General features: G+C 65.3%; 22 protein-coding genes and 2 pseudogenes. 12 read left to right on the forward strand and 12 right to left on the reverse strand.

Annotation, left to right across the window (positions count from 1 at the left end; all coding sequences use genetic code 11):
- The first annotated feature begins 129 nt into the window (after positions 1-129).
- The 4 genes from ACVWW1_RS42805 (at position 130) to ACVWW1_RS42820 (ending at position 3,177) form a co-directional block, all read left to right on the forward strand.
- Positions 130-1,413 (forward strand): allantoate amidohydrolase, encoded by a 1,284-nt coding sequence (locus ACVWW1_RS42805; RefSeq protein ID WP_456660026.1) that lies wholly within the window; start codon positions 130-132, stop codon positions 1,411-1,413.
- 151 nt (positions 1,414-1,564) lie between these two features.
- On the forward strand, positions 1,565-2,410 hold the full coding sequence (locus ACVWW1_RS42810; RefSeq protein ID WP_456660027.1) for a PAS domain-containing protein: 846 nt from the start codon (positions 1,565-1,567) through the stop codon (positions 2,408-2,410).
- The gene (locus ACVWW1_RS42815) at positions 2,349-2,807 is read left to right on the forward strand and encodes a sensor histidine kinase (protein ID WP_456660028.1); all 459 of its coding nucleotides are present in this window, start codon (positions 2,349-2,351) and stop codon (positions 2,805-2,807) included. Before ACVWW1_RS42810 ends, ACVWW1_RS42815 begins: the two co-directional genes overlap by 62 nt.
- Positions 2,808-2,955: 148 nt before the next feature.
- A complete protein-coding gene (locus ACVWW1_RS42820) occupies positions 2,956-3,177 on the forward strand; it encodes a hypothetical protein (RefSeq protein WP_224942950.1) in 222 nt (73 codons plus the stop codon).
- On the opposite strand, the gene ACVWW1_RS42825 is transcribed toward ACVWW1_RS42820, so the two are convergent.
- Positions 3,125-4,096 (reverse strand): LysR substrate-binding domain-containing protein, encoded by a 972-nt coding sequence (locus ACVWW1_RS42825; RefSeq protein WP_456660029.1) that lies wholly within the window; start codon positions 4,094-4,096, stop codon positions 3,125-3,127. The genes ACVWW1_RS42820 and ACVWW1_RS42825 overlap by 53 nt on opposite strands.
- 86 nt (positions 4,097-4,182) lie before the next feature.
- Here ACVWW1_RS42825 and ACVWW1_RS42830 point away from each other — a divergent pair, with 86 nt between their 5' ends.
- A complete protein-coding gene (locus ACVWW1_RS42830) occupies positions 4,183-5,256 on the forward strand; it encodes a YeiH family protein (RefSeq protein ID WP_456660030.1) in 1,074 nt (357 codons plus the stop codon).
- Positions 5,257-5,499: 243 nt separating this feature from the next.
- Here ACVWW1_RS42830 and ACVWW1_RS42835 read toward each other — a convergent pair whose 3' ends face one another.
- Positions 5,500-6,513 carry a formamidase gene (locus ACVWW1_RS42835; RefSeq protein ID WP_456660031.1) on the reverse strand — a complete coding sequence of 338 codons (1,014 nt, stop codon included), beginning with the start codon at positions 6,511-6,513 and terminating at the stop codon, positions 5,500-5,502.
- 280 nt (positions 6,514-6,793) lie between these two features.
- Here ACVWW1_RS42835 and ACVWW1_RS42840 point away from each other — a divergent pair, with 280 nt between their 5' ends.
- Positions 6,794-7,471, forward strand: a complete 678-nt coding sequence (locus tag ACVWW1_RS42840; protein WP_456660032.1) for a cysteine hydrolase family protein — start codon at positions 6,794-6,796, stop codon at positions 7,469-7,471.
- A 155-nt stretch (positions 7,472-7,626) separates the two neighbouring features.
- Here the strand turns inward: ACVWW1_RS42840 and ACVWW1_RS42845 are convergent, their stop codons facing one another.
- The 4 genes from ACVWW1_RS42845 to ACVWW1_RS42860 form a co-directional block, all read right to left on the reverse strand.
- Complete coding sequence (locus tag ACVWW1_RS42845) at positions 7,627-8,451, reverse strand: carbohydrate ABC transporter permease (RefSeq protein ID WP_456660807.1); 825 nt, start codon at positions 8,449-8,451, stop codon at positions 7,627-7,629.
- An 11-nt stretch (positions 8,452-8,462) separates the two neighbouring features.
- A complete protein-coding gene (locus ACVWW1_RS42850) occupies positions 8,463-9,314 on the reverse strand; it encodes a carbohydrate ABC transporter permease (RefSeq protein ID WP_312011359.1) in 852 nt (283 codons plus the stop codon).
- 161 nt (positions 9,315-9,475) lie between these two features.
- Positions 9,476-10,798 carry an ABC transporter substrate-binding protein gene (locus tag ACVWW1_RS42855; RefSeq protein ID WP_456660033.1) on the reverse strand — a complete coding sequence of 441 codons (1,323 nt, stop codon included), beginning with the start codon at positions 10,796-10,798 and terminating at the stop codon, positions 9,476-9,478.
- A gap of 115 nt (positions 10,799-10,913) precedes the next feature.
- Positions 10,914-11,768 carry a VOC family protein gene (locus ACVWW1_RS42860; protein WP_456660034.1) on the reverse strand — a complete coding sequence of 285 codons (855 nt, stop codon included), beginning with the start codon at positions 11,766-11,768 and terminating at the stop codon, positions 10,914-10,916.
- A 78-nt stretch (positions 11,769-11,846) separates the two neighbouring features.
- Here ACVWW1_RS42860 and ACVWW1_RS42865 point away from each other — a divergent pair.
- A pseudogene (locus ACVWW1_RS42865) lies at positions 11,847-13,216 on the forward strand (NAD(P)/FAD-dependent oxidoreductase).
- A gap of 36 nt (positions 13,217-13,252) precedes the next feature.
- Here ACVWW1_RS42865 and ACVWW1_RS42870 read toward each other — a convergent pair.
- From ACVWW1_RS42870 to ACVWW1_RS42885, 4 genes are all read right to left on the reverse strand, one after another.
- Positions 13,253-14,878, reverse strand: coding sequence for an ABC transporter ATP-binding protein (locus ACVWW1_RS42870; RefSeq protein WP_456660035.1), 1,626 nt, complete (start codon positions 14,876-14,878; stop codon positions 13,253-13,255).
- Complete coding sequence (locus tag ACVWW1_RS42875) at positions 14,875-15,705, reverse strand: ABC transporter permease (protein WP_456660036.1); 831 nt, start codon at positions 15,703-15,705, stop codon at positions 14,875-14,877. The genes ACVWW1_RS42870 and ACVWW1_RS42875 overlap by 4 nt, the downstream gene beginning before the upstream one ends.
- A 2-nt stretch (positions 15,706-15,707) precedes the next feature.
- On the reverse strand, positions 15,708-16,685 hold the full coding sequence (locus ACVWW1_RS42880; protein WP_456660037.1) for an ABC transporter permease: 978 nt from the start codon (positions 16,683-16,685) through the stop codon (positions 15,708-15,710).
- Between the two features lie 222 nt (positions 16,686-16,907).
- A complete protein-coding gene (locus ACVWW1_RS42885) occupies positions 16,908-18,521 on the reverse strand; it encodes an ABC transporter substrate-binding protein (RefSeq protein ID WP_456660038.1) in 1,614 nt (537 codons plus the stop codon).
- Positions 18,522-18,943: 422 nt separating this feature from the next.
- On the opposite strand from ACVWW1_RS42885, the gene ACVWW1_RS42890 reads away from it, so the two are divergent.
- A complete protein-coding gene (locus ACVWW1_RS42890) occupies positions 18,944-19,243 on the forward strand; it encodes an HU family DNA-binding protein (RefSeq protein ID WP_021077434.1) in 300 nt (99 codons plus the stop codon).
- A 167-nt stretch (positions 19,244-19,410) separates the two neighbouring features.
- Here the strand turns inward: ACVWW1_RS42890 and ACVWW1_RS42895 are convergent, their stop codons facing one another.
- Positions 19,411-20,190 carry an SDR family oxidoreductase gene (locus ACVWW1_RS42895; RefSeq protein WP_207835972.1) on the reverse strand — a complete coding sequence of 260 codons (780 nt, stop codon included), beginning with the start codon at positions 20,188-20,190 and terminating at the stop codon, positions 19,411-19,413.
- Positions 20,191-20,485: 295 nt separating this feature from the next.
- The gene (locus tag ACVWW1_RS42900) at positions 20,486-21,472 is read right to left on the reverse strand and encodes an ABC transporter substrate-binding protein (RefSeq protein WP_456660039.1); all 987 of its coding nucleotides are present in this window, start codon (positions 21,470-21,472) and stop codon (positions 20,486-20,488) included.
- Between the two features lie 474 nt (positions 21,473-21,946).
- Here ACVWW1_RS42900 and ACVWW1_RS42905 point away from each other — a divergent pair, with 474 nt between their 5' ends.
- The 4 genes and pseudogenes from ACVWW1_RS42905 (at position 21,947) to ACVWW1_RS42920 (ending at position 25,987) form a co-directional block, all read left to right on the forward strand.
- A complete protein-coding gene (locus ACVWW1_RS42905) occupies positions 21,947-23,038 on the forward strand; it encodes an ABC transporter substrate-binding protein (RefSeq protein WP_456660040.1) in 1,092 nt (363 codons plus the stop codon).
- Positions 23,016-24,029, forward strand: a complete 1,014-nt coding sequence (locus ACVWW1_RS42910; RefSeq protein WP_456660041.1) for an ABC transporter permease — start codon at positions 23,016-23,018, stop codon at positions 24,027-24,029. The genes ACVWW1_RS42905 and ACVWW1_RS42910 overlap by 23 nt, the downstream gene beginning before the upstream one ends.
- Positions 24,023-24,820 carry an ABC transporter ATP-binding protein gene (locus ACVWW1_RS42915; RefSeq protein ID WP_456660042.1) on the forward strand — a complete coding sequence of 266 codons (798 nt, stop codon included), beginning with the start codon at positions 24,023-24,025 and terminating at the stop codon, positions 24,818-24,820. The genes ACVWW1_RS42910 and ACVWW1_RS42915 overlap by 7 nt, the downstream gene beginning before the upstream one ends.
- A pseudogene (locus tag ACVWW1_RS42920) lies at positions 24,814-25,987 on the forward strand (acyl-CoA dehydrogenase family protein). Before ACVWW1_RS42915 ends, ACVWW1_RS42920 begins: the two are co-directional and overlap by 7 nt.

The following is a 25,987-nucleotide window of genomic DNA, read 5'->3' on the forward strand; positions in this document are numbered from 1 at the left end:
ACTCCTGGACGGCCGATGCGATCCGCGCCGGGGGCGGCGTCAGGGCGCCATTTGCCGGCTGGTCAATCGGACCGGGCCTGCTACGAGTGAAGCGGGCTCGGGTGCCGGGTTGGACTGATGGGAAACAGCATGAGCGAGAAGAAACCGTCCGCGAAATCGTCCTCGAATCCATCCTCCCTTGGCGATGAGATCGTGGCGCGGATCGATCAGCTCGCGGCGATCTCGGAGACGCCGGAGCATCTGGCGCGCGTCTTCCTCACCGACGAGCATCGCAGGGCGGCCGATCTCATCCTGTCCTGGATGCGCGAGGCCGGCATGAGCGCGCATCTCGATGCGATCGGCAATGTCTGCGGCCGCTACGAGGGCGAGCGGCCGGGCCTGCCGGCCCTGATGCTTGGCTCGCATTACGACACCGTGCGCGACGCCGGCAGATGGGACGGCCCGCTCGGCGTCATCACCGCGATCGCCTGCGTCGCCGATCTGAACCGGCGCGGCAAGCGGTTGCCGTTCGCGATCGAGATCGTGGGCTTCGCGGACGAGGAGGGTGTGCGCTTTGCGTCGACCCTGCTTGGCAGCCGCGCCGTGGCCGGCACGTTCGACGAGAGCGTGCTCAACACGCGCGACCGCACCGGCACGTCGATGCGTGATGCGCTGATCGCCTTCGGGCTCGATCCCGATCATATCGGCAAGGCGGCGCGCGCCCGCCGCGAGCTGCTCGGCTATATCGAGCTGCACATCGAGCAGGGCCCCGTGCTGGAACAGAAGGCGCTGCCGGTCGGCGTCGTCACCGCGATTTCAGGTGCGACGCGGCTCGCCGCCAGTCTCACCGGCGTCGCCGGCCATGCCGGCACCGTGCCGATGAAGCTGCGGCGCGACGCGCTGACCGGCGCCGCCGAATGCATCGTGGCGATCGAGCAGTTCTGCAAGAGCGATGAAGCCGGCCTCGTCGGCACCGTCGGCTATATCAACGCCATGCCCGGCGCCACCAACGTGATCCCAGGCAAGGTGTCCTTCACGATGGACATCCGCTCGCAGACCGACATGCATCGCAAGCGCGCCGTCGCCGACATCGTGCGTCAGATCGAGGCCATCGCAAAGCGCCGCGAACTCGCGTTGCAGATCGACGTCACTCACGAGAACCGCAGCGTGCCCTGCGCGCCGTGGCTGAAAACGCAGATCGCGGCGGCGGTCGCCGCCGAGGGGCATGCCGTGTTCGAGCTGCCGAGCGGGGCCGGGCATGACGGGATGGCGATGGTCGACGTCGCCGATATCGGCATGATCTTCGTGCGCTGCCGCGGCGGGATCAGCCACAATCCGGCCGAGCATGTCGAACTCGCCGACGCCGACACCGGTGCACGGGTGCTGCTGGGATTCATCGAGAATTTTCATCCGCACGGTGCAGTGAATAGCTGAGGCCGCCACGCTTGGCGGCCCGTATAGCGCCAGTCCGCTGTCGCCTGATCCGTGCCGAATCCGGACAGATCAGACCGCCGTTTCCGGCTCGGCCGAGCCTATTTGCGCCCCGGGTCCGAAGCGCTAGACTTGTCCGAACGGGGGGAAGGACATGCGCTCGTCGTCCGTCGTGCAGGACGTTCAGTTCCCGAAACAACCGGCGCTGCAGCTGATCTATGACACTGCACCGATCGGCCTTGCCTACCTCTCTCCCGATTGCCGTTACCTCCAGATCAATCAGCGGCTCACCGAAATCTGCGGCATTTCCGTCGAAGGTCATCTCGGACGCACCGTGCATGATTGCGTGCCCGCATTGGCGACCGCGGTCGAAGGCATCGTTCGCTCGATCATGGAGACCGGAGAGCCCGTGACCGGCGTGGAGGTGTACGGCCAGCGCCCGGGCCACAATGACGAGCGATGCTGGATCACGCATTGGCACCCGCAACGCGAGCCGAACGGCAGCATCGTCGGGGTCAACGTGGCGGCGGAAGAGATCACCGACCGCAAACGCAGCGAACGCGAGATCCGCGCCGCCCGCGACGCGGCCGAGAAGGCCCTGCATCATCTGCAGGAGACCCAGGCCTCGCTGATCGAGGCGGAGAAGCTTGCAGCGCTGGGCCGGCTGGTGGCCGGCGTCGCGCATGAGATCAACAGTCCGGTCGGCACCAGCCTCACCGTCGCCTCGGTACTGGAGCAGAAATGCGCCGACTTCGCTGCCGAGGCCGCGCGCGGCAAGCTGAAGCGTTCCAGCCTCAGCGATTTCATCGAGGTCGTCGAGAGCGCCTCGTCGCTGCTGGTCGGCAACCTCAAGCGCGCCGCGGATCTGGTGCAATCGTTCAAGCAGGTCGCCGTCGATCCGCAGCTATTTCGACCGCAGCCAGTTCGATCTCGGCGAGGTGACCGAGCAGGTGCTCTCGAACCTGCGTCCGGCATTGCCGAAGAACAATCTGACGCTTGAGGTCAACTGCCCGTCCGGTCTCGCGATGAACAGCTATCCCGGCCCCTACGGCCAGGCGCTGACCAATTTGTTTGTCAATTCGGTCGCGCATGCCTTTCCGGACGGCAAGGGCGGCACCATCACGATCCGGCTGCAGGCGTCGGGAGGGGAACACGTCGAGATACTGTTCGCCGATGACGGCTGCGGGATGAGCGGCGACGTGTTGCGGCAGGCCTTCGATCCATTCTTCACCACGCGCCGCGACCTTGGCCGCATCGGGCTCGGCCTCCACATTGTTCACAACATCGTCACGAACCGGCTGGGCGGCGAACTCCATCTCGACAGCGCCCCGGGCATGGGGACCAGCGTGCGGATCACGCTGCCGCGCCTGGCGCCGCAGCGCGGAACCGATGGTTGAGCTGGGTTGGAGCCCCGAGAAGGAAATGCTCCCTGGCCTTCGGACCAAAAAACGTCCTTCCAAGTAACCGGCGCAAAAGGCATTCGACTACCCTTGCTTCCGCCCCTGCCATCGCGACATTCTACGGGCATTCCTGATGGTCAAGACGATGAGCCAATCCGCATTCGATCCCTTCGGCGAGCCGGTTCCCGCGGTCGATTCTTCGGCCGCGAGCGAAGGTGTGTCGAAATGGCTGAAGACCGCGGGCACCAGCGTGTTCTGGGTGCTGGTGGTCGGCATCGTGCTGGCGCGCGCGGTCTATTTCGAGCCCGGCGTGTTCAGCTTCGAGCATGCCGTTGCGTGGGCGCAGGGTCTGTTCGCCGCGCTTTAGCCGCCGGCGTGCGCGGCGCCGCCTTCGCGCCCTTCGTCTCCCGAATGATCCCCTCGAACGCGACCGCCGCCGGCACGTCCAGCCGGCCGGGCGATTTCAATTGCCAGAGCGTGCGCTCGATATGGACGCCCTTGATCGGGATCACCTTGAGTTTTCCGAGCTTCACCTGATCGTCGATCGTCGCGACCGATACGATGGCGACGCCGACACCGGCCGCCACCGCCTGCTTGATCGCCTCGGTGCTGCCGATCTCGAGCGTCCGCTGCGGCTCGACGCGGTGGGCGGCCAGCGCCTGCGCGACCACCTCGCGGGTGCCTGAGCCGGGCTCGCGCACGATCAGGATTTCGTCGTTGAGCAGGCGGACGTCGATCGCTCCCGCGGCGGCTGCGAAGCGGTGATCCGGAGCCGCGATCAGGACCATCACGTCGGTCCGCCAGGCTTCGCTGATCAAATTCTCGTCCTCGACCGGCCCCTCGACCAGGGCGATTTCGATCTCGTGCCCCAGCATCAGCGCCGCGATATCAGAGGTGTTGGCGCTCACCACATGCAGGTCGATACCGGGAAAGGCGCGGTGAAACACGCCGAGATATTCCGGGATCATATAGGTCGCGATCGTCGTGCTGGCGCCGATGCGCAGCGAGCCGCTGTCGAGGTTGCGCAATGCCTGCAACTCGTCCTCGGCGGCGCGCTCGGCCGCGAACAGTGTCTCGGCATGGCGGGCCAGCGCCGCGCCCTCCCGGGTCGGCCGCACCCCCTTCGGCGTGCGGTCGAGCAGCCGGCAGCCGACCTGCAGCTCGAAATCCCGCACGCCCTTGGAGATCGCGGGCTGGCTGATGTGCAGGAGGTCGGCGGCGCGCGAGAAACTTCCGGTTCTCGCCACGGCCGCGAACAGGCGGAGCAGATGCAGGTTGAGGGACATAACTTCTCTCTATCCGGGCAGTCCGAAAAGATATTAGCCAAGCGGGGCGCCCTGGCGCATAAAATCTTCTCCGAAAAGAGGATGTCGTGCCGCAACAAGAACAAGATCAGGGGCAGAAGCAGGGCGCGCTGAAGCGCATTTTCCTGCTCATTCCGGGCATTCTGCTCTGCGGGGTGGTCACGGTCATCTCGCTCGGCGTCCAGGCCATCGAGGAGCGGGTTTTCGACCATCCCTATATCGAGGCCCTGGTCGTCGCGATCCTGCTCGGGATGGCGGTGCGCACCGCCTGGGAGCCGTCGGAGCGCTGGCGATCGGGCATTGCCTTCAGCGCCAAGCAGCTGCTCGAGGTCGCGGTGATGCTGCTTGGCGCGTCCATCAGCTTCGCCGCCATCGTGGCGTCGGGCGGGCTCCTGATCGGCGCGATCGCCGTCACCGTCGTGATCATGCTGGCGGTGACCTATGGTCTCAGCCGGATCCTCGGGCTCAAGACCAAACTCGCGATCCTGATCGCCTGCGGCAATTCGATCTGCGGCAATTCCGCGATCGCGGCGGTGGCGCCCGTGATCGAGGCCGATGGCGACGACATCGCCTCGTCGATCTCGTTCACCGCCATTCTCGGCGTCCTGATGGTGCTCGGCCTGCCGCTGCTGATTCCGCTGTTGAAGCTGACGGCGACGCAATACGGCATCCTCGCAGGCCTCACGGTCTACGCCGTGCCGCAGGTGCTGGCGGCGACCGTGCCGGCCGGCATCGTCTCGACCCAGATCGGCACGCTGGTGAAGCTTGTACGCGTCCTGATGCTGGGCCCGATCGTGGTCGGCCTCTCGCTGTTCGTCGCGCGGCGGCGCAAGGCGGCCGGCACCGCCACGGACGGTGCCGCAAAGGCCGCCTCGATCAGCCCGTTCAAGCTGGTGCCCTGGTTCATCATCGGCTTCCTGGTGCTGGCCGCGCTGCGCTCGTTCCAGCTCGTGCCCGACATCGCGATCGCGCCGGTAACCAAGACGGCGGCGATCCTCACCGTCGTGTCGATGGCCGCACTCGGGCTTGGCGTCGATGTGCGCGTGCTCTCGACCGTCGGCGGCCGGGTGACGGCGGCGGTCACGCTGTCGCTGATGCTGCTGCTGGGCCTCAGCATCGGCCTCGTGCATTTCTTCAAGTAGAGCGTGATGAGATCAGGTTGAGCTCGAACGGCGTCGGAAGTTCACCTCTCCCTTTGGGAGAGGTCGATTTGCGCAGCAAATCGGGTGAGGGGTTACGGTTTATCGAGAGAGCAAGAGCCCTCACCCGGATTGCACCGGACGATGCTTCGCATCGCCGAGAGCAATCCGACCTCTCCCCGACGGGGAGAGGTGAACCGAAAGCGCGGCAAAGCGAGTCAACCAAAACTCACACCGCTCCAGCGGCTACTCGGCGGCCTTCGCGGTCTTGCCGAACATCCGTGTCGGTGCGGGAAAGCCGCAGGACGTGCCGTCGGTGATCTTGACCTGATCTTCCCAGGGCAGGCGGAAGCGGCCGGACACCATGTCCTGCATGAAGGTGTAGGGACAATCCATCGCGCCGCCCTTCACCGCGACATAGCCGCGGTGCCAGAGCTGATAGATGTTGTTCTCGACGCCCCAGTTGATCCGCGCTTCGCGCACGAGGTCGGGTCGCACTTCGGCGGTGATGATCTCGTCGGCCCGCCCCGTGGTGCCGTGCGCGATGATGCTGCCGTCGAAATTGACGATCATGCCTTCGCCCATCGAGTCGAACGACCCGTCCGAGCCGCACATGCAGACATTGGCCGTCACCATCAGGTTCTGGAACGCGTTGGCCTGGTTGGTGAAGCGCCAGCTGTCGCGGATCGGCGCGGTGTAGCCTGCGGTGCGGATCATGATCTCCGCGCCCTTGTAGGCACATTCGCGCGCCATCTCGGGGAACATGCCGTCATGGCAGATGATCAGCGCGATCTTCGCACCTTTCGGTCCGTCGATCACGGGAATGCCGACATCGCCCGGCTCCCACGGCTCGACCGGAATCCAGGGATGGAGTTTGCGGTAATAGAGCTTGATCTCGCCGTGATCGTCGATGATCAGCCCTGAATTGTACGGATTGCCGTGCGGGTTGAACTCCATGATGGAGAAGCAGCCCCAGATCCTGTTGTCGATGCAGGCCTTGCTGAAGGCCGCGACTTCAGGCCCGTCAAGCCGGCACATGATCTCCGGATTGGTGTCCATCGAGAGACCGTGCAGCGAATATTCGGGGAACACGACAAGATCCATGGTGGCGAGATTGCGCCGCGCCTTGCCGACCATCCAGGCGATGCGCTCGGTCTGCCGCGCCAGATCGACCTTGGTCACCACCACGGGCAGCTGCAGCTGCACCGGTCCGATCACCACGCCGTTGGGTGACTTGTTGAGACCGCCAAGTCCATTCATGCCTGTCCTCCCGCCAATTTGAAATGGGCTGTCATTTCGCGAACGATTGTTGTCGTTCCTCGGGCTCCCAGCTAGCAACGATCATGCCAGCAAGATCGAACGACCGGCAAATCAGGTGCCGGTGAGAACCTGGCAAGATGGCGCGGAGAACGGCCGAGCGCGTTCCAACAGATTGAGATGCCGGACGTTTCGGGCGGTTGAAGGCGCGAGCCGCATCATTGCGCAATGGCACGCCGTTTGCTTAATCAGTTCTAGGTCTTCTCGCATTCGGGGCTTGGTCATGGCGAATTCAAGCGGGACAATCGCGGCGGAGCCGGCGCCGATCACGCTCGACTGGAGCAAGACCGCGCTCGTCATCATCGACATGCAGCGCGATTTCATGGAGCGAGGGGGCTTCGGCGAGACGCTCGGCAACGACGTCAGCCAGCTCGCCCGCGCGGTGCAGCCGATCGCCGCCGTCCTCGCCGCGACGCGCAACGCCGGCTTGCTCGTGGTCCATACCCGCGAGGGCCATCTGCCCGATCTCTCCGACGCGCCGCCGGCGAAGCTCGAGCGCGGCGCGCCTCGCTTGCGGATCGGCGATCCCGGGCCGATGGGGCGGATCCTGATCCGCGGCGAGGCGGGGCACGACATCATCCCCGAGCTCTATCCGCTCCAGAGCGAGATCGTGATCGACAAGCCCGGCAAGGGCGCGTTCTACGCCACCGAATTCGGCGACATCCTGCAGAAATACGGCGTCGAGAATCTCTTGGTCTGCGGCGTCACCACCGAAGTCTGCGTCAACACCACGGTGCGCGAGGCCAACGACCGCGGCTATCGCTGCGTCGTGATATCAGACGGCTGCGCGTCCTACTTCCCCGAATTCCACGAGATGGGCCTGAAGATGATCAAGGCCCAGGGCGGCATCTTCGGTTGGGTCGCCGAGTCTGCCGCGGTGCTGGCGGCGCTCGCTGGCTAACTTGCGCAAATTCGGAATATTAGAAGAATATCCCTGAATTGCCCGACGTGTCAAGTTGCCTGGTCGAACGCCGGACGCCGCCGGCACCTTTGCATGGGGTTGTTTTCGATATTTTGGCAGCGCCCCCTGCAACGGCCCCATCACCCGATATTGCTCTAGCCGCCTTTCACCGCGCCCGCGGTGAGCCCGGCGACGATCTGCCGCTGCGCCATCACGGTGAGCAGCAGCACCGGTGCGGTCACGATCAGTGCGGCAGCGGCGAGCGGGCCCCAGCTCAATTGGTCGAACGAGATCATGTTGTAGACCGCGACCGGCAGCGTGCGGGTCTCGCGCCCGGCCAGCACGATGCCGAACACAAAGTTGTTCCAAGAGAAGATCACCGCGAGGATGAAGGCAACCGCGAGCCCGGGCCTGGCGATCGGCAACGCGACATGGCGGAACACCTGCCAGCGCGTTGCGCCGTCGATCAGCGCGGCTTCTTCCAGCTCCAGCGGCGTGGTCTCGAAATAGCCGATCATGATCCAGATCACGATCGGCACCGTGACCACGAGGTGGATGATGATCTGCGGCACCAGCGTGCCGAGCAGGCCGAGCCACTGGAACAGCAGGAACAACGGGATCAGATACGACAGGCCCGGCGTGATGCGGGCGATCAGGATCACGATCGCCGATTTATGCGCCGCCATCCGCGCAATGCCGTAGCCCGCGGGCACGCCGACCAGCATCGCCAGTCCCGTGGCGCAGCCGGTGACAACAAGGCTGTTGCTGAAATAGGTCAGGAAGCGGTTCGAGGCGAACACGTCGGCATAGTTCTTCCAGGCGAAATGCTCCGGGATGAACACCGGCGGATAGGAGGCGTTGTCGATCTCGAATTTCAGCGACAGCGAGGCCATCCAGAGGAAGAACAGGATCGCCGGCGACACGATGACGAACACCGACAGCCACAGCCCGATCCGGCCCAGAATCTGACGCAAAGATATCTGACGCGGGTTCATGCGCCGTCTCCGAGCTCTGACGTCCACAGCAGGCGCTTGCGCAGATAGAGCAGCAGCGCCGCCAGTGCCACGATCAGGAGGAAGAACACCACCGCGATGGCCGAGCCGTAGCCGAGGTCGTAATAGACGAAGGCGACGCTGTAGAGATAGACGTTGATGGTTTCCGACGCCGAGCCCGGCCCCCCCTGGGTGATTGCGAAGATGATGTCGAAGCTCTTCACCGCATCGATCATGCGGATCATGCCGGCGATAAACAGGAACGGCATGATCAGGGGCAGTGTGATGAAGCGGAACACCTGCCAGAAATTGGCGCCGTCGATCTGCGCGCTCTCATAGGGCTCGGTCGGGATCGCGGCGAGGCCGCCGAGCACGATCAGCATCACCAGCGGCGTCCATTGCCAGGTCTCGACCAGCACCAGCGACGGGATCACCGTCGTCGGGTTGAACACCCAGAGCTGCGGCGGCAGGCCGACCAGCGACAGCAGATAGTTCAGGACGCCAAGCTGCGGGTGGAACATCATGGTCCACACCAAGGCGATCGCCACCGGTGTGGCCATCATCGGCATGATGAAGATGCCGCGGAGGAAGCCGCGCGCGGCGAATTTCTGGTGAAACACCACCGCCGCCAGCGTGCCGAACACCAGCGGCAGCACCACCGACAGCGCGGTGTAGGACAGCGTGTGCCCGACCGCCTCGACGAAGCGCGGATCGGTCGGCAGCCGCAGATAGTTGGCGAGCCCGACGAAGACGGTCGGCGAGCCGACCTTCCATTCCTGCATGCTCATCCAGATCGTGAACACCCACGGAAAGACGATCACCGCCAGCACCACGACAAGCGCCGGGATCACGAATGGCCAGTAGGACGGCGGACGCCATTCACGCGCCGGCGCGGCGTCCCCAGAGCCTCCGGCTCTGGAGTCTTGTTTTGACGCGTTTTCTTCACGCGAACCGGTACCCACTTCGCTCGAAAACGCTTTGTCCGCCGCCGGCGAAGCCTGTGTCACCACGCTCACGCTTTTTCACTACGCTCCAGGATGGGGCGGAATTGCTCGTGCGCCTTCTTCAGCTCGGTGGCGGGATCGGCGCCCGACAGCGTCGCGGTCAGCGCCGCACCGACGATGTCGCGGAATTCGGCGACCGGGATGATGACCGGCAAGCCGAGCTTGGAGATCTTGGCGGAATCGACCACCGACTGCAGCCATTCCTTGGTCTTCACGCCCTTGGCGACCTCGGGGTCGTCGACGATGGAATTGCGGAACGGCACGCCGCCGCCGGCCTGCAGCAGGCGGGCGCCCTGTCCCCGCGAGACCACCCATTGGCAGAGCAGGTAGGCGGCTTCCTTGTTCTTGCTCGCCGCGGGAATGCCGACGCCGTCGCCATAGGTCGACGAGAATTTGCCCTTGGGTCCGGCGGGCACCAGCGTGTAGCCGACCTTGCCGACGACGCGCGAGGCGGCGGGGTCCTCCAGCGGCGGCGCCCAGCCGTCGGCGTCGATCCACATCGCCGCGCGGCCTTGGGTGAAGGAGGCCATCGATTCCATCCAGTTGAAGCCGGCGACGCCGGGAGGCGCGCATTTCGTCAGCAGCCGCTGATAGAGCTTGGTGGCTTCGACGGCCTCGGGGCCGTCGGTCAGGATGTTGCCCTTGGCATCGAGGAATTCGCCGCCATAGTTCAGATAGAAGTTGGTCCACATCGCCATGTTGGCGTTGCGCAGGCCGCGGCCGACGAAGCCGTAGATGCCTTCCTTGGGATCGGTCAGCTTCTCGGCGGCGATCGCCATTTCCTCCAGCGTCTTCGGGACCTCGACGCCCTTCTTCTGGAACAACTCCTTGTTGTAGTAGAGGATGAAATAGTCGACCGACCACGGCAGCGACAGCATCTGGCCCTTGTCGTTGCGTGCATATTGCAGGCCGGCGGCCGAGAAATCGCTCTCGACGAGGTCGGGCGGCGTCAGGCTCGGGTCCTTGAGAAAGCCCGACATGTCGGCGAGCCAGCCGGCCTTCTCGAACTGCCGCTTCTGCACGTGATAGCTGAGGTGCACGACATCGAAGCTCGGCTTGCCCGACGACAGCTCGATCACGCATTTCTGGCGCTGCTGCTGCTCGGGAATCTGCTCCGATTCGACCTTGATGCCGGAGAGCTCGGTGAATTCCCTGATGTATTTTTGCAGATTGTCGCCGCGCGGCCCCTTGGCGAGGATCACCTCCAGCGTCGTCCCGGAATATTTCTTCCAGTTGAGCTCGGCGCGGGCCGGAAATCCGGTCAATCCAACCGCGCCGGCGGCTGCGGTGCCGGCCAGCATCTGCCGGCGCGAGATCAGGTGATGCGACATGTTTCTCTCCCTGGACGGTTCTTGTTTGGGAGAGATAGTAGCGTCTGGACTTGGCCTGCCTAGCCCCCCGTGCGCGGCGCCGCTGCATAACGTTGCGCCGCGCATGGTATGGCAGTTATGCCTTGACGAAGGCGAGCAGGGTGCCGTTCGCAGCGGCCGGCGGCACGGTGATGCCGCTGCCGCTCTTCACGCCGGTCGTGCCGAGCGCCTTCTCGGTTGCGGCGAGGTCGGCCGCGATCACGAGGCCGGCGCCGCCGCGATCGGACAGGCCATCCAGCGATACGCCGGGATAACGCTTGCCGAGCTGATCCCTGGTCAGGAACACGAAGTCGGCGCGATCTCCGCCGGACGGCACCGTAACCGCGCCGTCGGGATCGTGCCTCGCGGCGATATCGATCATCCGGGAGAGATGCGCAGCATCGGTCGCGGGATCCGGCGAGACGATCAGCGCCTGCTTGAGACGTTTTGCCCCATTGGCGTGCGTCATCAGTTCGGGGATCCACACCGTCTCGCGGGTCTTGTGCTGGCAGGCGAAGATCCGGACGCCGCCGGGCGCCTCAGTGGTCGGCCACTGGAAGGTGCGGAATTTCGCGGCCGAGACTGTGCCATCAGGCAGCGTCACCGGGCGTTCGAAATCGGTCGGCCCGATCGGCGTATAGCCGCGCGCGCGGATCTCCTCGGCACCGGCGGTCGAATCCAGCGCGGTGAACGCGATCCGTTCGATGCCTTCGCCGCGCTTCTCGAGGAAAGCGCGCGCCGGAGCATTATGTTCTGTCGGCGTCAGCACGCCGAGCAATTCCATGTAGTCAGGGTCGAACATGATGGTGTAATTGCCCGATCCCATGTGCGCGCTATGGGTGCCGCGCGGCGACACGGTGAAGCCGAGCCGCCTGTAATTCTCGGCGGCCTTGTCGAGGTCCTTTACCATGACCACGGCGTGATCGATTCCGATGACGTTCTTGAGTGTCACTTCTTGTCTTCCCGGCTGGAATGAGAGAGTAGAGTAAAGCTAACCAGAACGCGCAGGCGCCTGCAAGAAAGGATCATGATGAGCAGCAATGCCGTGCGCTGGCCCAATTCGCTCTGGGCAGCAGCGACGCCACCCGGCCCCGATTGCCCCGAATTGACCGGCGCGCAACAGGCCGACGTCGTCATCATCGGCGGCGGCTTCACCGGCCTGTCGACCGCGCTGCATCTGCGCGAGGCCGATGTCGACGTCGCGATCGTCGAGGCCGCCGAGCCGGGCTGGGGCGCCTCGGGCCGCAACAACGGCCAGGTGATCCCGACGCTGTCGCGTCCCGATCCCGATGACATCATCGCCCGGCACGGCGCGGCCGGCGAGCGCTTCGTCGCGATGCTGCGCGACAGCGCGGCCATGCTGTTCGACGTCGTCAAGCGCTACAACATCGAGGCCGAGCAGGAGCAGGCCGGCTGGGTGCAGCCGGTGCATTCGCCGGGCCGGATCAGGATCGCGGAGCGGCGGGTGCAGCAATGGTCGAAATTCGGCGCGCCGGTCGAATTGCTGTCGCGCGATCAGACGAGGGACATGCTCGGCTCGGATGCGTGGTACGGCGGCTTCTGGAACAGGACCGGCGGCCACGTCAATCCGCTGGCGCTGGCGCGAGGCCTGGCGCGCACCGTGCTCGGCCTCGGCGCTCGGATCTATACCCGTTCGCCCGCGCTGAGCTTCGAGCGCCGCGGCGAGCGCTGGGTGGTGAAGACCGAGAAGGGGGAAATCTCCGGCCGCGCGCTGGTGGTCGCGACCAATGCCTATAGCGGCGAATTCGCGAAATCGCTGGTGCCTGAGATCGCGACCGAGGTGATGCCGGTGCTGTCGTGGCAGATGGCGACGCAGCCGCTGTCGGACAATGTCCGCAAGACCATCATTCCCGGCCGGCAGGCGATGTCGGATACCCATGGCGAGCTGTATTTCGCGCGCTATGACGCCCGCAATCGCCTCGTCACCGGCGGTGCCGTGCTCGGCCCGGGCGACAAGACCGCGCGGCTCAAGGCGCGCGGGTGACCGAGCGGTTGCAGCGTCTGTGGCCGCAGATCGGCGACGTCTCCTTCGACTATGTCTGGAACGGTTATGTCGGGATGACCGCGGATTTCCTGCCGCGCATGCATCGTCTCGGACCGAACGCCTATGGCTGGACCGGCTGCAACGGCCGCGCCGTCGCGCTGACGATCCCGCTCGGCCGCGAACTGGCAAAGGCAGTGCAGGGCGTGCCGGAGAGCGAGCTGGCGCTGCCGTTCACCGAGCCGGTGCAGTACGTGGCGCACGGATTGCTGCGCAAGCTCGCGCCCTGGATGCTGGTGCTCTACAGGCGCCGCGACGCACAGGAGCTGGTCAAGGGCGATCGCTTCGAGTTGCTGCGCTGGGCGGAACATTTGCTCGCGTCGCGCCGCTCGCGGTGAGCGCGGACCAACGACGCACCACGCGCGATGGCTCGATCAGGCGATCAAGGCATCGCGCTTTCGCGTGAAGTCGCCGCCGGGGATCGCCGACAGCAGCGCCTGCGTGTAGGGATGCTGCGGCCTGCCGAACACCTCAGCGGTCAACCCTTGCTCGACCACGGCTCCGTCCTTCATCACGGCGACGAGGTCGCAGATCTGCGCGGCGACCCGCAGATCGTGGGTGATGAAGATGATGGAGAGGCCGAGCTGCTGGCGTAGCCCGGCGAGCAGCTTCAAGACTTGCGCCTGCACCGAGACGTCGAGCGCCGAGACCGGCTCGTCGGCGACCAGCACATCGGGTTTCAGCGCCAGCGCACGTGCGAGCCCGATGCGCTGCCGCTGGCCGCCGGAGAATTCATGCGGGAAGCGATCGCCGGCGGATGGATCGAGCCCGACCAGCTCGAACAGTTTTCGCGCTTCCGCGATCGCGGTGGCGCGGTCGGTGCCGTGCACGATCGGTCCCTGCGCCACCAGCTCGGCAGCCTTGCGGCGCGGATTCAGCGAGGCGAACGGATCCTGAAACACCATCTGGATGTGGCGGGTCTCGCGCCTGATAGCGTCGCGGCCGAGCTTTGCCCAGTCCTGGCCGTTGAGCACGATCGACCCGGTGTCGGGATCGATCAGCCGCACGATGCAGCGCGCGAGTGTCGATTTGCCCGAACCGGATTCGCCGACGATGCCGAGCGTCGCGCCGCGCGGCAGGCGGAGCGAGACGTTCTTGACCGCCTCCGTCACCCGCGCGCCGCGGCCGAGGAAGCCGCCGGTGCGGTAGGTCTTGGACACGCCGTCGATGGTCAGGATGTCCTTGCCGGAGAGGATACGTGGCGGCGGTGCTTTCAGCGGCGGAACCGCCGCGATCAGCTGCTTGGTGTAGGCATGCTGCGGATCATTCAGCACCTTGTCGGCCGTGCCTTGCTCGACGATCGCGCCGTGCTGCATCACCACGACGCGGTCGGCGATCTCGGCGACCACGCCGAAATCATGGGTGATGAACAGCACCGCCGTCTTCTTGCGCTGCTGCAGGTCGCGGATCAGCTTCAGGATCTGGGCCTGCGTCGTGACGTCGAGTGCGGTGGTCGGCTCGTCGGCGATCAACAGCTTCGGGTCCAGCGCCAGCGCCATCGCGATCATGGCGCGCTGGCGCTGGCCGCCGGACAGCTCGTGCGGATATGCCTTCGCGGCCGCCTTGGGGTCGGGGATGCGCACGTCCTCGAGCAGTGCCTCTACCCGCGCATTGATCTCGGCCTTCGACAGGCCTGTGTGGATCGCAAACATCTCGCCGATCTGGTCGCCGATCGTGCGCAGCGGATTGAGCGCCGTCATCGGCTCCTGGAAGATCATCGCGATGCCGGCGCCGCGCACCTCGCGCATTTCGGCCGGATCGGCGGCACAGAGGTCGCGGCCGTCGAACAGCAGCCGGCCCCGTTCGATCGTCACCTCGTTCGGCAGCAGCCGCATGATGGCGTTCGCCATCATCGACTTGCCGGAGCCGGACTCTCCGACCACGCAGAGGATTTCGTTGGAGGCGATCGACAGGGAAACGTCGGACAGCGCGTGCGGCCGGTCGGCGCCTTTGGGCAGGCGCACCGTCAGCCCGTCGAGCGAAAGAACCGTGTCGCTCATCGGCTCTTCAGCCTCGGATTGAGCGCATCGTTGAGGCCCTGGCCGACCAGCGAAACCGCGAGCACGGTGACGAGGATCGCAATGCCGGGGATCGCCGAGACGTACCATTGCACCCGGAGCACGTCGCGGCCGAGCCCGATCAGATTGCCCCAGGAGGCGACGTTGGGGTCGGACAGCCGCAGGAAAGCGAGCGCGCTTTCCAAGAGGATCGCGACCGCCATCACCACGCTGGCATAGACGATGACAGGCGGCAGCGCATTGGGCAGGATCTCGCCGAGGATCAGCTGGAGGTCCTTCATGCCGAGCGTCTTGCCGGCCTGCACGAATTCGCGGTTGCGCAGCGACAGGAACTCGGCACGGGTCAGCCGCGCCGGCGCCGGCCACGACACCACGCCGACCGCGATGGTCACCGTCGTCAGCGTCGAGCCGAACACCGCGACCAGCACCAGCAGCAGCACGAAGTTCGGCAAGGTCTGGAAAGCTTCGGTGATCCGCATCAGGACATTGTCGACCCAGCCGCCGTAATAGCCGGCGAAGGCGCCGACCAGGATGCCGATCAGGATCGCGATCACGGTGGCGACGCCGCCGATCAGGAGCGAGATCCGCGCGCCGTAGAAGATCTGGGCGGCGATGTCGCGGCCGGAATTGTCGGTGCCGAGCAGGAAGCGCGGATTGGAGAACGGCCAGACCAGCGGCCGGCCCGCCAGCGCGAGCGGATCGCGCGGATACAGGAAGCCGGCGCTGACAGCCATCGCGATCACGAGTAGCAGCAGGATCAGGCCGATCACCGCGGCAGGGCTGCGGAAGTAGCGTTTCACCGCGCCCATCGTCAGCCCTCCGCCGCGATGCGCGGATCGAGCCGCGCGTAGAGCAGGTCGACGACGAAGTTGACGATAATGACGAGCAGGGCGGACACGAAGACGATGCCGAGCAGGGTGTTGAGGTCGCGCTGCACCACGGATTCATAGGCGAGGCGGCCGAGGCCGGGCAGGGAGAACACGCTCTCGACCACGACCGAGCCGCCGAGCATGGTGCCGGCCTGCAAGCCGATCAGCGTCACCATCGGCAGCAGCGCGTTGCGCAGCACGTGGCGGGTGATGACATGGGTCTCGTCCAGCCCCTTGGCGCGGGCGGTGCGGACGAAATCGAGGTTCAGGACCTCGAGCATCGAGGCGCGCATGATCCGCAGATAGATCGCAAGGAAGATCAGCCCGAGCGTCAGCGTCGGCAGCACCAAATGCGCGGCGATATCGAGCACGTGCCAGATCCCCCTCTGCACGGTGCCGATGTCCTCGAAGCCGCCCGGCGGCAGCCATTGCAGATAGACCGAGAACACCACGATCGCCATCAGCCCGAACCAGAACGAAGGCGTGGCGTAGAAGATCAGGCCGAGCGTCGAGATCAAGGTGTCCGGCCAGCGGTTGACGCCGCGCGCGGCGATCACGCCGAACACGAGGCCGAAGAAGAACGCGAACGACAGCGACGCGGTCATCAATAGGATGGTCGGCGGCAGCCGTTCCAGGATCACGGTCGCCACCGGCTTGCCGTAGATCGAGGAGAAGCCGAGATCGAGCCGCACCAGGTGCCACAGATAGTTGCCGAGCTGCGCCGGAACTGAGAGGTCGAGCCCGTAGAACTTGCGCAGCTGTTGCGCGGTCGCGGCGTCGCCGCCGCCCGTCTGCGCCATCAGCGCATCGACGGTGTCGCCCGGCGCGAGCTGCAACAGCAGGAACACGCCGATCAGGATCAGGAACAGGGTCGGGATCGAGGCGGCGAGCCGCCGCCCCGCAAGGCTCAGGATACGCATCGGTTATCTATAGCGTTTTCGAACGAAGTGGACACTGGCCTCTCAGTCACCTCGCCCCGCGTGCGGGGAGAGGTCGGATCGCATCGAAGATGCGATCCGGGTGAGGGGGTACAGGTCCATCGACAGATTGATCCGGCGGAGAGAGCCCCTCACCCCGACCCTCTCCCCGCAAGAGCGGGGCGAGGGAGAAGCGGGCAGCGCCGCTTTTGCCGGATAGCCGCCTCATGCGCTCAGCCAAAGATCGTGCCAGCTCGCCGAGCCCCAGCGCGGTGTGTTGGAGTGGTTGCGCGCCTTTGCCGTGATCACGGTGACGAAGATCTGCTCGATCGGCATCCAGACCGGCAGCTCGGTGTTCACCTCCTTGACGAAGTCGGCATAGAGCGCCTTGCGCTTGGCGGGATCGACCTCGGTCGCGGCATCGTCGATGGTCTTGTCGACGGTCTTGTCCTCCCAGCCCCACTGGTTGGTCCACGGCGCCCCCTTGGGCTGGCCGGAGCGGTACCACACCGTGGTCGAGACCGCGGGGTCGTTGCGATACTGATGCCAGCCGGTGGCGAGATCGAAGGCGTGGTCGTCATAGACCTGCTTGAGGAAGCCGCCGCCGTCGTTGCGCACGATGTCGACCTGAATGCCGACTTCTCCCAGCGACTGCTGGATAAACGTCGACCACAGCGAGATGTCCTCGCCCCACGGAGCCGGCAGCAGTTTGAGCGAGAAGCGGTTGCCGCCGGAGGCCTTGAAGCCGGCCTCGTCGAGCAGCGCGATCGCCTTGGCCTTGTCATATGGATATTGCGGCGTGTTCGGCCCGGGATAGAAGTCGGTCGATGTCGAGGGGATCGGGCCGGTGCCGAGCTTGGCGAAATCGCCCAAAAAGTTCTCGATGAAGAACGGCACGTTGATCGCATGCGCAATGGCGCGGCGGACGCGGATGTCGGACAGTTCCTTGCGGCGGAAGTTGAACTCGATGGTGTTGGTGCGGGCGTTGCCCTCATTGCCCTTGGTTGAGACGATGAAGCGCTTGTCCTTGCCGAGCCGCGCCATGTCCGAGATCGTCAGCCCCGAGAACGGGCTGTAGTGCAATTCGCCAGCCTCCATCTGGGCGGCCGCGGCGGCGCGGTCGGTGATCACCTTCCAGACGATGCGGTCGAGATAGGGTGCGTTCGGCCGCCAGTAATCCGGATTGCGGTCGGCGATGATGTATTGCCCGCGCTCGTATTTGACGAATTTGAACGGGCCGGTGCCGACCGGCGCCAGATTGGTCGGGTTCTGTCTGATGTCGCCGCTCTCATAGAGATGCTTGGCGGAGACATAGCCGAGGTCGGGCAGGGCGCGGAGCAGCAGGTTCAGCGGCATCGGCCGCTCGTAGCGGAAGATCGCGGTCTGCGGATCGGGCGTATCGACCGATGTGAGGAACAGCTGCAGCGTCGATCCGTAGTTGAGGATCTTCTTCCACATGTTCATCGCGGTGAAGGCGACGTCCTCCGAGGTGAACGGCTTGCCGTCGTGCCAGGTGATCCCCTTGCGCAGCTTGAAGGTGACCGTCTTGCCGTCCGGCGTTGCCTCCCAGCTCTCGGCGAGCACGCCGACCGGCTGTCCCTGGGCGTCGAGGTCGACCAGATTCTCCTGGATCTTGCCGCCGATGATGTAGACGCCGGTCGAGGCCTGGATGCCCGGGTTGAGCTGGCGCTGCTCGGCGCCGTAATGGACGTTGAACACGCCGCCCTTGCGCGGGGTTTCCTGCGCGAATGCCCGCATCGGATTGATGACATTGGCCGCAATCGCGGCCGAGGTCAGAAGGGCCGTGCGGCGGTTGATCTCGAGGCGGGACAAATCCATACGCGGGGTCTCCGGAACATACATAAAGGCTTGCATCGGGCGGCCAGCCGATCGGCCGTGGCGCCCCTTTGCGATATTACGATGGAATGGGAACCCGAGTCATTTTCTAATGCCTCGGCCTTTTGGAGGATCGTTTCCGAAACCTGAAGTGGCGCGCCGCGCCGCATCGCAACCCGAATTGCACGCCGCGCTGGCGCACGAGATGCGCCGGGTGATTCTCTTTAGGGCCAGCTTCGGGAGCCCCGAAGCCGCGCAAACGCTGTAATTTTAGGGGTCGGAAGCGACTTGACTGGAAAAAACACTGGAAAAACCCCTGATTCGGGGGCTGTCCACAACGATATTGCTATGGTGAGTGCAGAAAACACTGTTTTTCTCGGCGTTTTCCGCCATATCGTGCCCACTCCAGAATCAATGGAGCAACCATGGCTACCCAACTGTCGAAGTCGCAAGTGATCGAGAAGATCGCGACCACCACCGAACTCTCCAAGCGCGACGTCAAGAACGTTTTGGACTCGCTCGTCGATGTCGGCCACAAGGAGCTGAAGAAGGCCGGGGTGTTCCTCGTCCCCGGCTTCGCCAAGTTCGTTGTGGTCAAGAAGCCGGCGACCAAGGCGCGCAAGGGCACCAACCCCTTCACCGGCGAAGAGATGATGTTCAAGGCCAAGCCGGCCCGGAAGATCGTCCGCGCACGGCCGGTCAAGGCCGCCAAGGACGCGGTTTAAAATGAAAGGCCTCCGGTGACGGAGGCCTTTTGCTTTTGAGCCGTCGCTTCCTGCCGTTGGTTGCCCGCTTGAGCGTTTTCGAGCGAAGTGGACACCGGTTCGCGTGAAGAAAACGCGCCAAAGCAAAGTCTCGAGCTCCGGTTTCTGGTTGAACCAGGACCGGGGCTCTAGACCACCGGCGATCGGCCACCATCGACATTGATGGCGGTGCCGGTGATGTAGGAGCCTTGCTCCGAGGCCAGGAAGCAGGCGAGGTTGGCGAACTCCTCCGCTGTGCCGATGCGGCCGAGCGGCGTGCCCCGGGCCAGGCCCTTGGCGAATTCCCCGAAATCCGTGTTCGGCGCCTGGGCCGCGTGCCGCTTGACCCATTGATCGCTCATGATCAGGCCGACCAGCAGCGCATTTACCAGGATGTTGTGCTCGCCGCCTTCATTGGCCATCACCTTGGTCAGCGCCATGCCGGCGGCGCGTGACACCGAGGTCGGCGCGGAGTTGCCGGCCGGCGCCTTCGCAAAGGTGTTGAGCACGTTGATGATGCGGCCCCATTTGCGCTGCTTCATGCCCGGCCACACCAGCCGGCTGAAGCGGATCGCGGCGAACAGTTTCAGGTCGAGGTCCTCCTGCCAGGCCTCGTCGCTGATGCTCTCGAAGGCCAGCGTGCGCGCGGTGCCGGCATTGTTGACCAGCACGTCGATCTTGCCGAGATCCGCGACGATCTGGTCGTGCGCCCTCGAGATGTCGGCGGCCTTGGCGACGTCGCAGACGTAATCGCGTACCACGAGGCCGTCCTTGGCGAGTGCCTCGCGCGCCGCCGTGAGGTCGGCCGCGCCGCGGGCGAGGATCGCGACCTTGGCGCCGGATTCCGCAAACCGCCGCGCCACCGCGATCCCGATGCCCTTGCTGCCGCCGGTGACCACGGCGACACGGTCTTTCATTGATAGGTTCATTGTTGTTCTCCCTGGGGATGGCCCTGAGAGAACGCTATCAAACCGACAGCGCGACCAACAAGGTCATGCAGAGCAGGTGTGCTGTGACGATTATCGCGAGATGGAGCGGGCCGGGCATCGGATGTCTCCATTGTGGTGCGTCTGCGAGGGAGTACCGCCGTCTGTCTCCCTCCCCCTGAAAGGGAGAGGGCGGGGTGGGGTTGCTCTCCGCGGACGCCGGCGTCGGTGGAGGCAGGATCCCCACCCGGTTTGCTGCGCAAACCGACCTCCCCTTTTCAAGGGGAGGTGAGGATCGCTAGTTCAAGCTCGCGCTTGCCGTAAAACTGCGGTCGACGGCTTTACCGACATCCAGCGTCTTGCCGAGGATGCCGTAGCGCGTGGCGCGGTCGGAGGCGGCCTGCACTTCCTTGACCACGGCCTCGTCGATCGCGATCGGGCTGGTCTTCTGTGCGGTGTAGGCGGCGAGCAGCACGTCTTCCGGCAGCTTGGTCAGTTCGGCCGTGTTCCTGGCATACTCCGCGACATGGTCGAGCGACCACAGCCGCGCCTTGTTGAGCCGCTGCACCAGATCCTGCACCGCGGCGCGCTTGGTCGCGATCGCGTTGTCGGAGGCGACGATGAAGGTGATGGTCGGCGTCAAGCCCTCGCCATCGGCGACGACGCGCGCATTGTCCTTCAGCTTGGCATAGGAAATATAGGGCTCCCACACCGCCCAGCCGTCGATCGAGCCGGCGAGCAGCGCGATCTTGGCGTCGACCGGGCCGAGCGGAGCGAAGGTCGCGTCCTCGATCCTGCTGCCGGCCTTTTCCAGCGTCGCATTGATCAGGAATTGGCCCCAGCCGCCCCGCGTGCCGGCGAGGCGCTTGCCCTTCAGATCGGCCGCCGTCGTGATCGGCGAATCCCCGCGCACCAGGATCGCTTGCGTCCGCGCATCGGAGCGCGTCCCGCCGATCGCCTTGATCGGCGCCCCCGAGGCATAGACCGTGAGGAAGGACAGGTCGCCGGTGTAGCCGACGTCGAGCGCGCCGGCATTGATCGCCTCCAGGATCGGGGCTGCGGCCGGGAATTCCGACCATTCGATCTTGTAAGGCAGATCCTTGGCGAGGCCGGAGATCTCGAGCAGCGAGCGGTTGCCGCCCTTCTGGTCGCCGACGCGCAGCACGATCGCATCGGCGGCGAAAGCTGCGGCCGATGTCGACAGCGTGATCACGGCTGTGATCAGCGCGGCTGCCGTGCGGCGCGTGAAAGTATAGGGAGAACCCGAGCGGGTCAGTTTGCGCATATGCATTTTCTTTCTGATTCATTCGCTGCTCGTCGGGAAGCGCGGCAGCGTTCGACCGAGTCTATGAGCAAGCCGTTCGCCGTCAACGAAACGGAAAACTGAAATCGGCCCGCGCGCAGCAAGGATGATCTCGCCGAGCCGTCATGCGTAGAAGACATCGCGCAAGCGGCGATGTTTCGCTCAAATTTGGTGCAATCGATGCCGTTCCGTTGCACGTCTGGGCCGCGACGAGCGCGAAAATCCTTTCATCGTCGCGCGCTGCGATCGTGGAGAGTTCAGCTGCGGCGCCGACTACATTCGAAATTCCATTTCATTGACGATGAACTTGTCGCGCCGCATCATTTGCGCGTTGCTTTGAGTGCAATAGCGCCGGAGAAATCCGCTTTTTCTAAACCATGAGCTTCGAACGACGGGGCGCGCAGACGGAGACGTTTTGCGCGCGGGGCGGAGCCTTGCCGAAATGCAGGAGTGATGATGTCGACGAACAAAAAGACGGTGATGGATCGCCGCACATTGCTGCGCGCGGGCGCCGCCGCAGCCCTTGCCGCGCCGATCGGCGCCTATAGCGCGCAGGCCTTCGCGCCGCGCCCGGTCGCATCGGCGATCGACTTCTCCGAATTCCCGATCTGCAAGGCGGCTTCCGACGCGCCGCCGCTGGCAGGCAGCCCGCGCAAGCTGAAGCTGTCCTGGAACGCCGGTGCGGTCTGCCTCGCGCCGCTGCCGGTCGCCATCGACCATGGCTTCTTCCAGAAGCAGAATCTCGACGTCGAGCTCGTCAACTATTCCGGTTCGACCGACCAGCTGCTGGAGGCGATCGCCACCGGCAAGAGCGACGCCGGTCTCGGCATGGCGCTGCGCTGGCTCAAGCCCTTGGAGCAAGGGTTCGACGTCAAGATCGCCGCCGGCACGCATGGCGGCTGCATGCGCGTCTTGACCCGTACCAATTCCGGCGTCGACAAGCTCGCCGATCTCAAGGGCAAGATCGTCGCGGTCGGCGATCTCGCAGGTCCCGACAAGAACTTCTTCTCGATCCAGCTCTCCAAGCTCGGCATCGACCCGGTGAGGGATGTCGACTGGCGCGCCTATCCCGGCAATCTCCTGAACGTCGCGGTCGGGAAGGGCGAGGTGCAGGCCTTCCTGTCGTCGGATCCGCTGGCCTATCTCTGGCTGAAGGACGCGCAGTACAAGGAGGTCGCCTCCAACCTCGACGGCGAGTATCGCGACAAGAGCTGCTGCATCGTCGGCCTGCGCGGCAGTCTGGTGCGGGAGGAACCCCACGTCGCGCGCGCCATCACCCAGGCGCTGCTCGATGCCGCGATGTTCACCTCGCGGAACCCGGACAAGGCGGCGAAATCATTCCAGCCCTATGCGCCGAAGGCGGCGAGCCTCGCCGATCTCGAAGCGATGGCGCGTTACCACACCCATCACCATCATCCCACCGGCGAAGTGCTCAAGCGCGAGCTCAAGGGCTACGCCGACGACCTGAAATCGGTGCAGGTGTTCAAGCAGAGCACCGACACGGCCAAATTCGCGGAGCGGATCTATGTCGACGTATTCAGTGTCTGACACGACGGCCGCCGCGCCGCGCGCCGCGGTCACGTTCTCGAACCTCTCCGGCAGCTATGGCGTTGGCCTCGCGGCAGCCCTCGCCTGGCTCGCGTTCGGGCTGTCGTGCCTCTATTGGCCCGATGTCGGCGACTGGTCGCGGACCGGGTCGCTTGGCATCGGCGCGATCGTCATCGCGGCCTTTATCCTGTTCGGTACGTTCAGCGCGGATTATCTCGGCAGCGCCGGGCAAGCGTTGCGCAAGCGTGCGCCATGGCTGGTGGTCTTCGGCGCCTTCGTGACGCTGTGGGAGGTCGCCACCGCGAAATTCGCCTGGCTGCCGCTGCCGTTCTTCCCGCCGCCGCAGTCGATCCTCGAGGTCTACACCGACGATCTGCCAAAACTGCTCGACAGCGGGTTCGCCTCGATCAAGCTGCAGCTCGGCGGCTACATCATCGGTGCGACTGTCGGCTTCATCACCGGCGTCTCGATCGGCTGGTCGCAGAAGATCGGCTACTGGGTGCATCCGGTGCTGCGCTTCATCGGTCCGCTGCCTGCCACCGCCTGGCTGCCGATCGCGTTCTTCACCTTCCCCTCGAGCTGGAGCGCCTCGACCTTCCTGATCGCGCTGGCCACCGGCTTCCCGGTGACCGTCTTGACCTGGTCGGGCGTGGCGAGCGTCAGCAGCGCCTATTACGACGTCGCGCGCACGCTTGGCGCCAAGCCGTCGTTCCTGGTGCTCAAGGTCGCGATCCCTGCCGCGCTGCCGCACGTGTTCGTCGGCCTGTTCATGGGGCTTGGTTCGTCCTTTGCCGTGCTCGTGGTCGCCGAGATGATCGGCGTCAAGGCCGGCCTCGGCTGGTACCTGCAATGGGCGCAGGGCTGGGCGGCCTATGCCAACATGTACGCGGCGCTGATCGTGATGTCGCTGCTCTGCTCCGGCGCGATCACGCTATTGTTCCGGACCCGCGACCGCCTGCTGGTCTGGCAGAAGGGCGTCGTCAAATGGTAGTGCAATCCGCCGCCGAGGCGATCACCTATCCCGCCGTCGGCGCCGAGCTCGATATCGAAAGCGTCAGCCACGCCTTCGACATCGACGGCGATGTCCTGCCGGTGCTCGACAATGTCAGCCTTTCGATCGCGGCCGGCGAGTTCGTGGCGCTGCTCGGCCCGTCCGGCTGCGGCAAGTCGACACTGCTGCGCCTGGTCGCGGGGCTGGAGAAGCCGCGCAGCGGCGCGCTGCGCGAGGATGAAGTCCGCATCAGTGGCCCGCATCCGTCGCGTGTGGTCGTGTTCCAGGACCCGACGCTGTTTCCCTGGCGCTCGGTGTGGGACAATGTGGCGCTTGGGCTGGAAGCGCAGGGCATCCTGAAGGCGCAGCGGCACCGGGTCGATGCCGTGATCGAGCTGGTCGGGCTGTCGTCGTTCCGCAATGCCTATCCGCACCAGCTCTCCGGCGGCATGGCGCAGCGCGTGGCACTGGCGCGCGCGCTGGTCAATGATCCGAAGATCCTGGTGCTCGACGAGCCGCTCGGCAAGCTCGATTCGCTGACGCGGATCGCGATGCAGGCCGAGCTCGTGGCGCTGTGGCAGCGCAAGGGTTTTACCACGCTGCTGGTCACCCATGACGTCGAGGAAGCGCTGGTGCTCGCCAACCGCGTCATCGTGCTCTCCGACCGGCCGGCGCGGATCAAGGCCGATATCGCCGTCGCCCGGCCATACCCGCGGCATCGCGGCGATCCCTATTTGGCCGATCTGCGCAGGCAGATCCTCGGGCTGCTCGGACTGGAGGCGACATGGTGACGACAGCGGCGAGGGAGCTGCCGCCGGCGAACCAGCCCGAGCACATTGCGCGCGCGTTGCGGCTCGCCGAGGTGTTTGCCGCGCGTGCGCCCGCGCATGATCGCGACGCGAGCTTTCCCTTTGAGAATTTCGCCGATCTTTCGCGCGAGGGCCTGCTTGCGCTGACCGTGCCGGCGGTATCAGGCGGAGGCGGGGCGGGCGCGCGCGATGCCACGCGCGTGCTCGGTATCATCGGCAAGGCCGATCCGTCGACCGCGCTGGTGCTGTCGATGCATTACATCCAGCACCTGGTGATGGCGCGCAGCACGCGCTGGCCCGGCCGGCTGTCGCGCAAGCTCGCCAAGGAAACGGTCGAGGGCGTGGCGCTGATCAACGCGTTGCGCGTCGAGCCCGAGCTCGGCTCGCCCGCGCGCGGCGGCCTGCCGGCGACCACCGCGCGCCGCACCGAAACCGGCTGGCGGCTCACCGGCCGCAAGATCTATTCGACCGGGGGCGCCGATTCTGAAATGGTACGCGGTCTGGGCCAAAACCGACGAGCCGGAGCCCCGTGTCGGACAATTTCTGGTTCCGGCCGGGTTGCCGGGAACGCGGATCGAGGAGACCTGGGATCATCTCGGCCTGCGCGCCAGCGGCAGCCACACCGTGATCTTCGACGACGTGGTGTTTCCGCTGGATTATGAGATCGACGTCCGCAGGCCCGACGACTGGAAGGTTTCAGACGTCACCCAGGCGACCGTGCACGCGATCTTCGTCGCTGCGATCTATGACGGCATCGCCCGCGCGGCGCGCGACTGGCTGGTCAAGTTCCTCAAGGAGCGGGCGCCGGCCAATTTCGGCGCGCCGCTGGCGACACTGCCGCGCATGCAGGAGGTCGTCGGCGGTATCGAGGCGCGGCTTGCCGTCAATGCCCGCCTGATCGACAGCTTTGCGGCCGATTTCGATAGCGGCTTCCCGCTGTCCGCGATCGAGTCTAACATCATCAAGCTGACGGTGACCAATAACGCCGCAGCAGTGGTGGAGGATGCCTTGTCGCTGACCAGCAATCACGGCCTGTCGCGAACTAATCCGCTGGAGCGGCATTACCGCGACGTGCTGTGCGGCCGCGTCCATACCCCGCAAGACGATGCCACCCGTGTCTCCGCCGGGCGTTCCGCGCTGGGCGTCTGA

The sequence above is a fragment of the Bradyrhizobium sp. JR3.5 genome (assembly GCF_054057015.1).

What these genes read in the sequence shown, in the direction of transcription:
- ACVWW1_RS42900 (WP_456660039.1), bottom strand. Translation starts at nt 21,472, where the DNA reads ATGCGCAAACTGACCCGCTCGGGTTCTCCCTATACTTTCACGCGCCGC.
- ACVWW1_RS42805 (WP_456660026.1), top strand. Translation starts at nt 130, where the DNA reads ATGAGCGAGAAGAAACCGTCCGCGAAATCGTCCTCGAATCCATCCTCC.
- ACVWW1_RS42855 (WP_456660033.1), bottom strand. Translation starts at nt 10,798, where the DNA reads ATGTCGCATCACCTGATCTCGCGCCGGCAGATGCTGGCCGGCACCGCA.
- ACVWW1_RS42880 (WP_456660037.1), bottom strand. Translation starts at nt 16,685, where the DNA reads ATGCGTATCCTGAGCCTTGCGGGGCGGCGGCTCGCCGCCTCGATCCCG.
- ACVWW1_RS42820 (WP_224942950.1), top strand. Translation starts at nt 2,956, where the DNA reads ATGAGCCAATCCGCATTCGATCCCTTCGGCGAGCCGGTTCCCGCGGTC.
- ACVWW1_RS42905 (WP_456660040.1), top strand. Translation starts at nt 21,947, where the DNA reads ATGTCGACGAACAAAAAGACGGTGATGGATCGCCGCACATTGCTGCGC.
- ACVWW1_RS42885 (WP_456660038.1), bottom strand. Translation starts at nt 18,521, where the DNA reads ATGGATTTGTCCCGCCTCGAGATCAACCGCCGCACGGCCCTTCTGACC.
- ACVWW1_RS42915 (WP_456660042.1), top strand. Translation starts at nt 24,023, where the DNA reads ATGGTAGTGCAATCCGCCGCCGAGGCGATCACCTATCCCGCCGTCGGC.
- ACVWW1_RS42910 (WP_456660041.1), top strand. Translation starts at nt 23,016, where the DNA reads ATGTCGACGTATTCAGTGTCTGACACGACGGCCGCCGCGCCGCGCGCC.
- ACVWW1_RS42825 (WP_456660029.1), bottom strand. Translation starts at nt 4,096, where the DNA reads ATGTCCCTCAACCTGCATCTGCTCCGCCTGTTCGCGGCCGTGGCGAGA.
- ACVWW1_RS42870 (WP_456660035.1), bottom strand. Translation starts at nt 14,878, where the DNA reads ATGAGCGACACGGTTCTTTCGCTCGACGGGCTGACGGTGCGCCTGCCC.
- ACVWW1_RS42890 (WP_021077434.1), top strand. Translation starts at nt 18,944, where the DNA reads ATGGCTACCCAACTGTCGAAGTCGCAAGTGATCGAGAAGATCGCGACC.
- ACVWW1_RS42810 (WP_456660027.1), top strand. Translation starts at nt 1,565, where the DNA reads ATGCGCTCGTCGTCCGTCGTGCAGGACGTTCAGTTCCCGAAACAACCG.
- ACVWW1_RS42895 (WP_207835972.1), bottom strand. Translation starts at nt 20,190, where the DNA reads ATGAACCTATCAATGAAAGACCGTGTCGCCGTGGTCACCGGCGGCAGC.
- ACVWW1_RS42835 (WP_456660031.1), bottom strand. Translation starts at nt 6,513, where the DNA reads ATGAATGGACTTGGCGGTCTCAACAAGTCACCCAACGGCGTGGTGATC.
- ACVWW1_RS42840 (WP_456660032.1), top strand. Translation starts at nt 6,794, where the DNA reads ATGGCGAATTCAAGCGGGACAATCGCGGCGGAGCCGGCGCCGATCACG.
- ACVWW1_RS42875 (WP_456660036.1), bottom strand. Translation starts at nt 15,705, where the DNA reads ATGGGCGCGGTGAAACGCTACTTCCGCAGCCCTGCCGCGGTGATCGGC.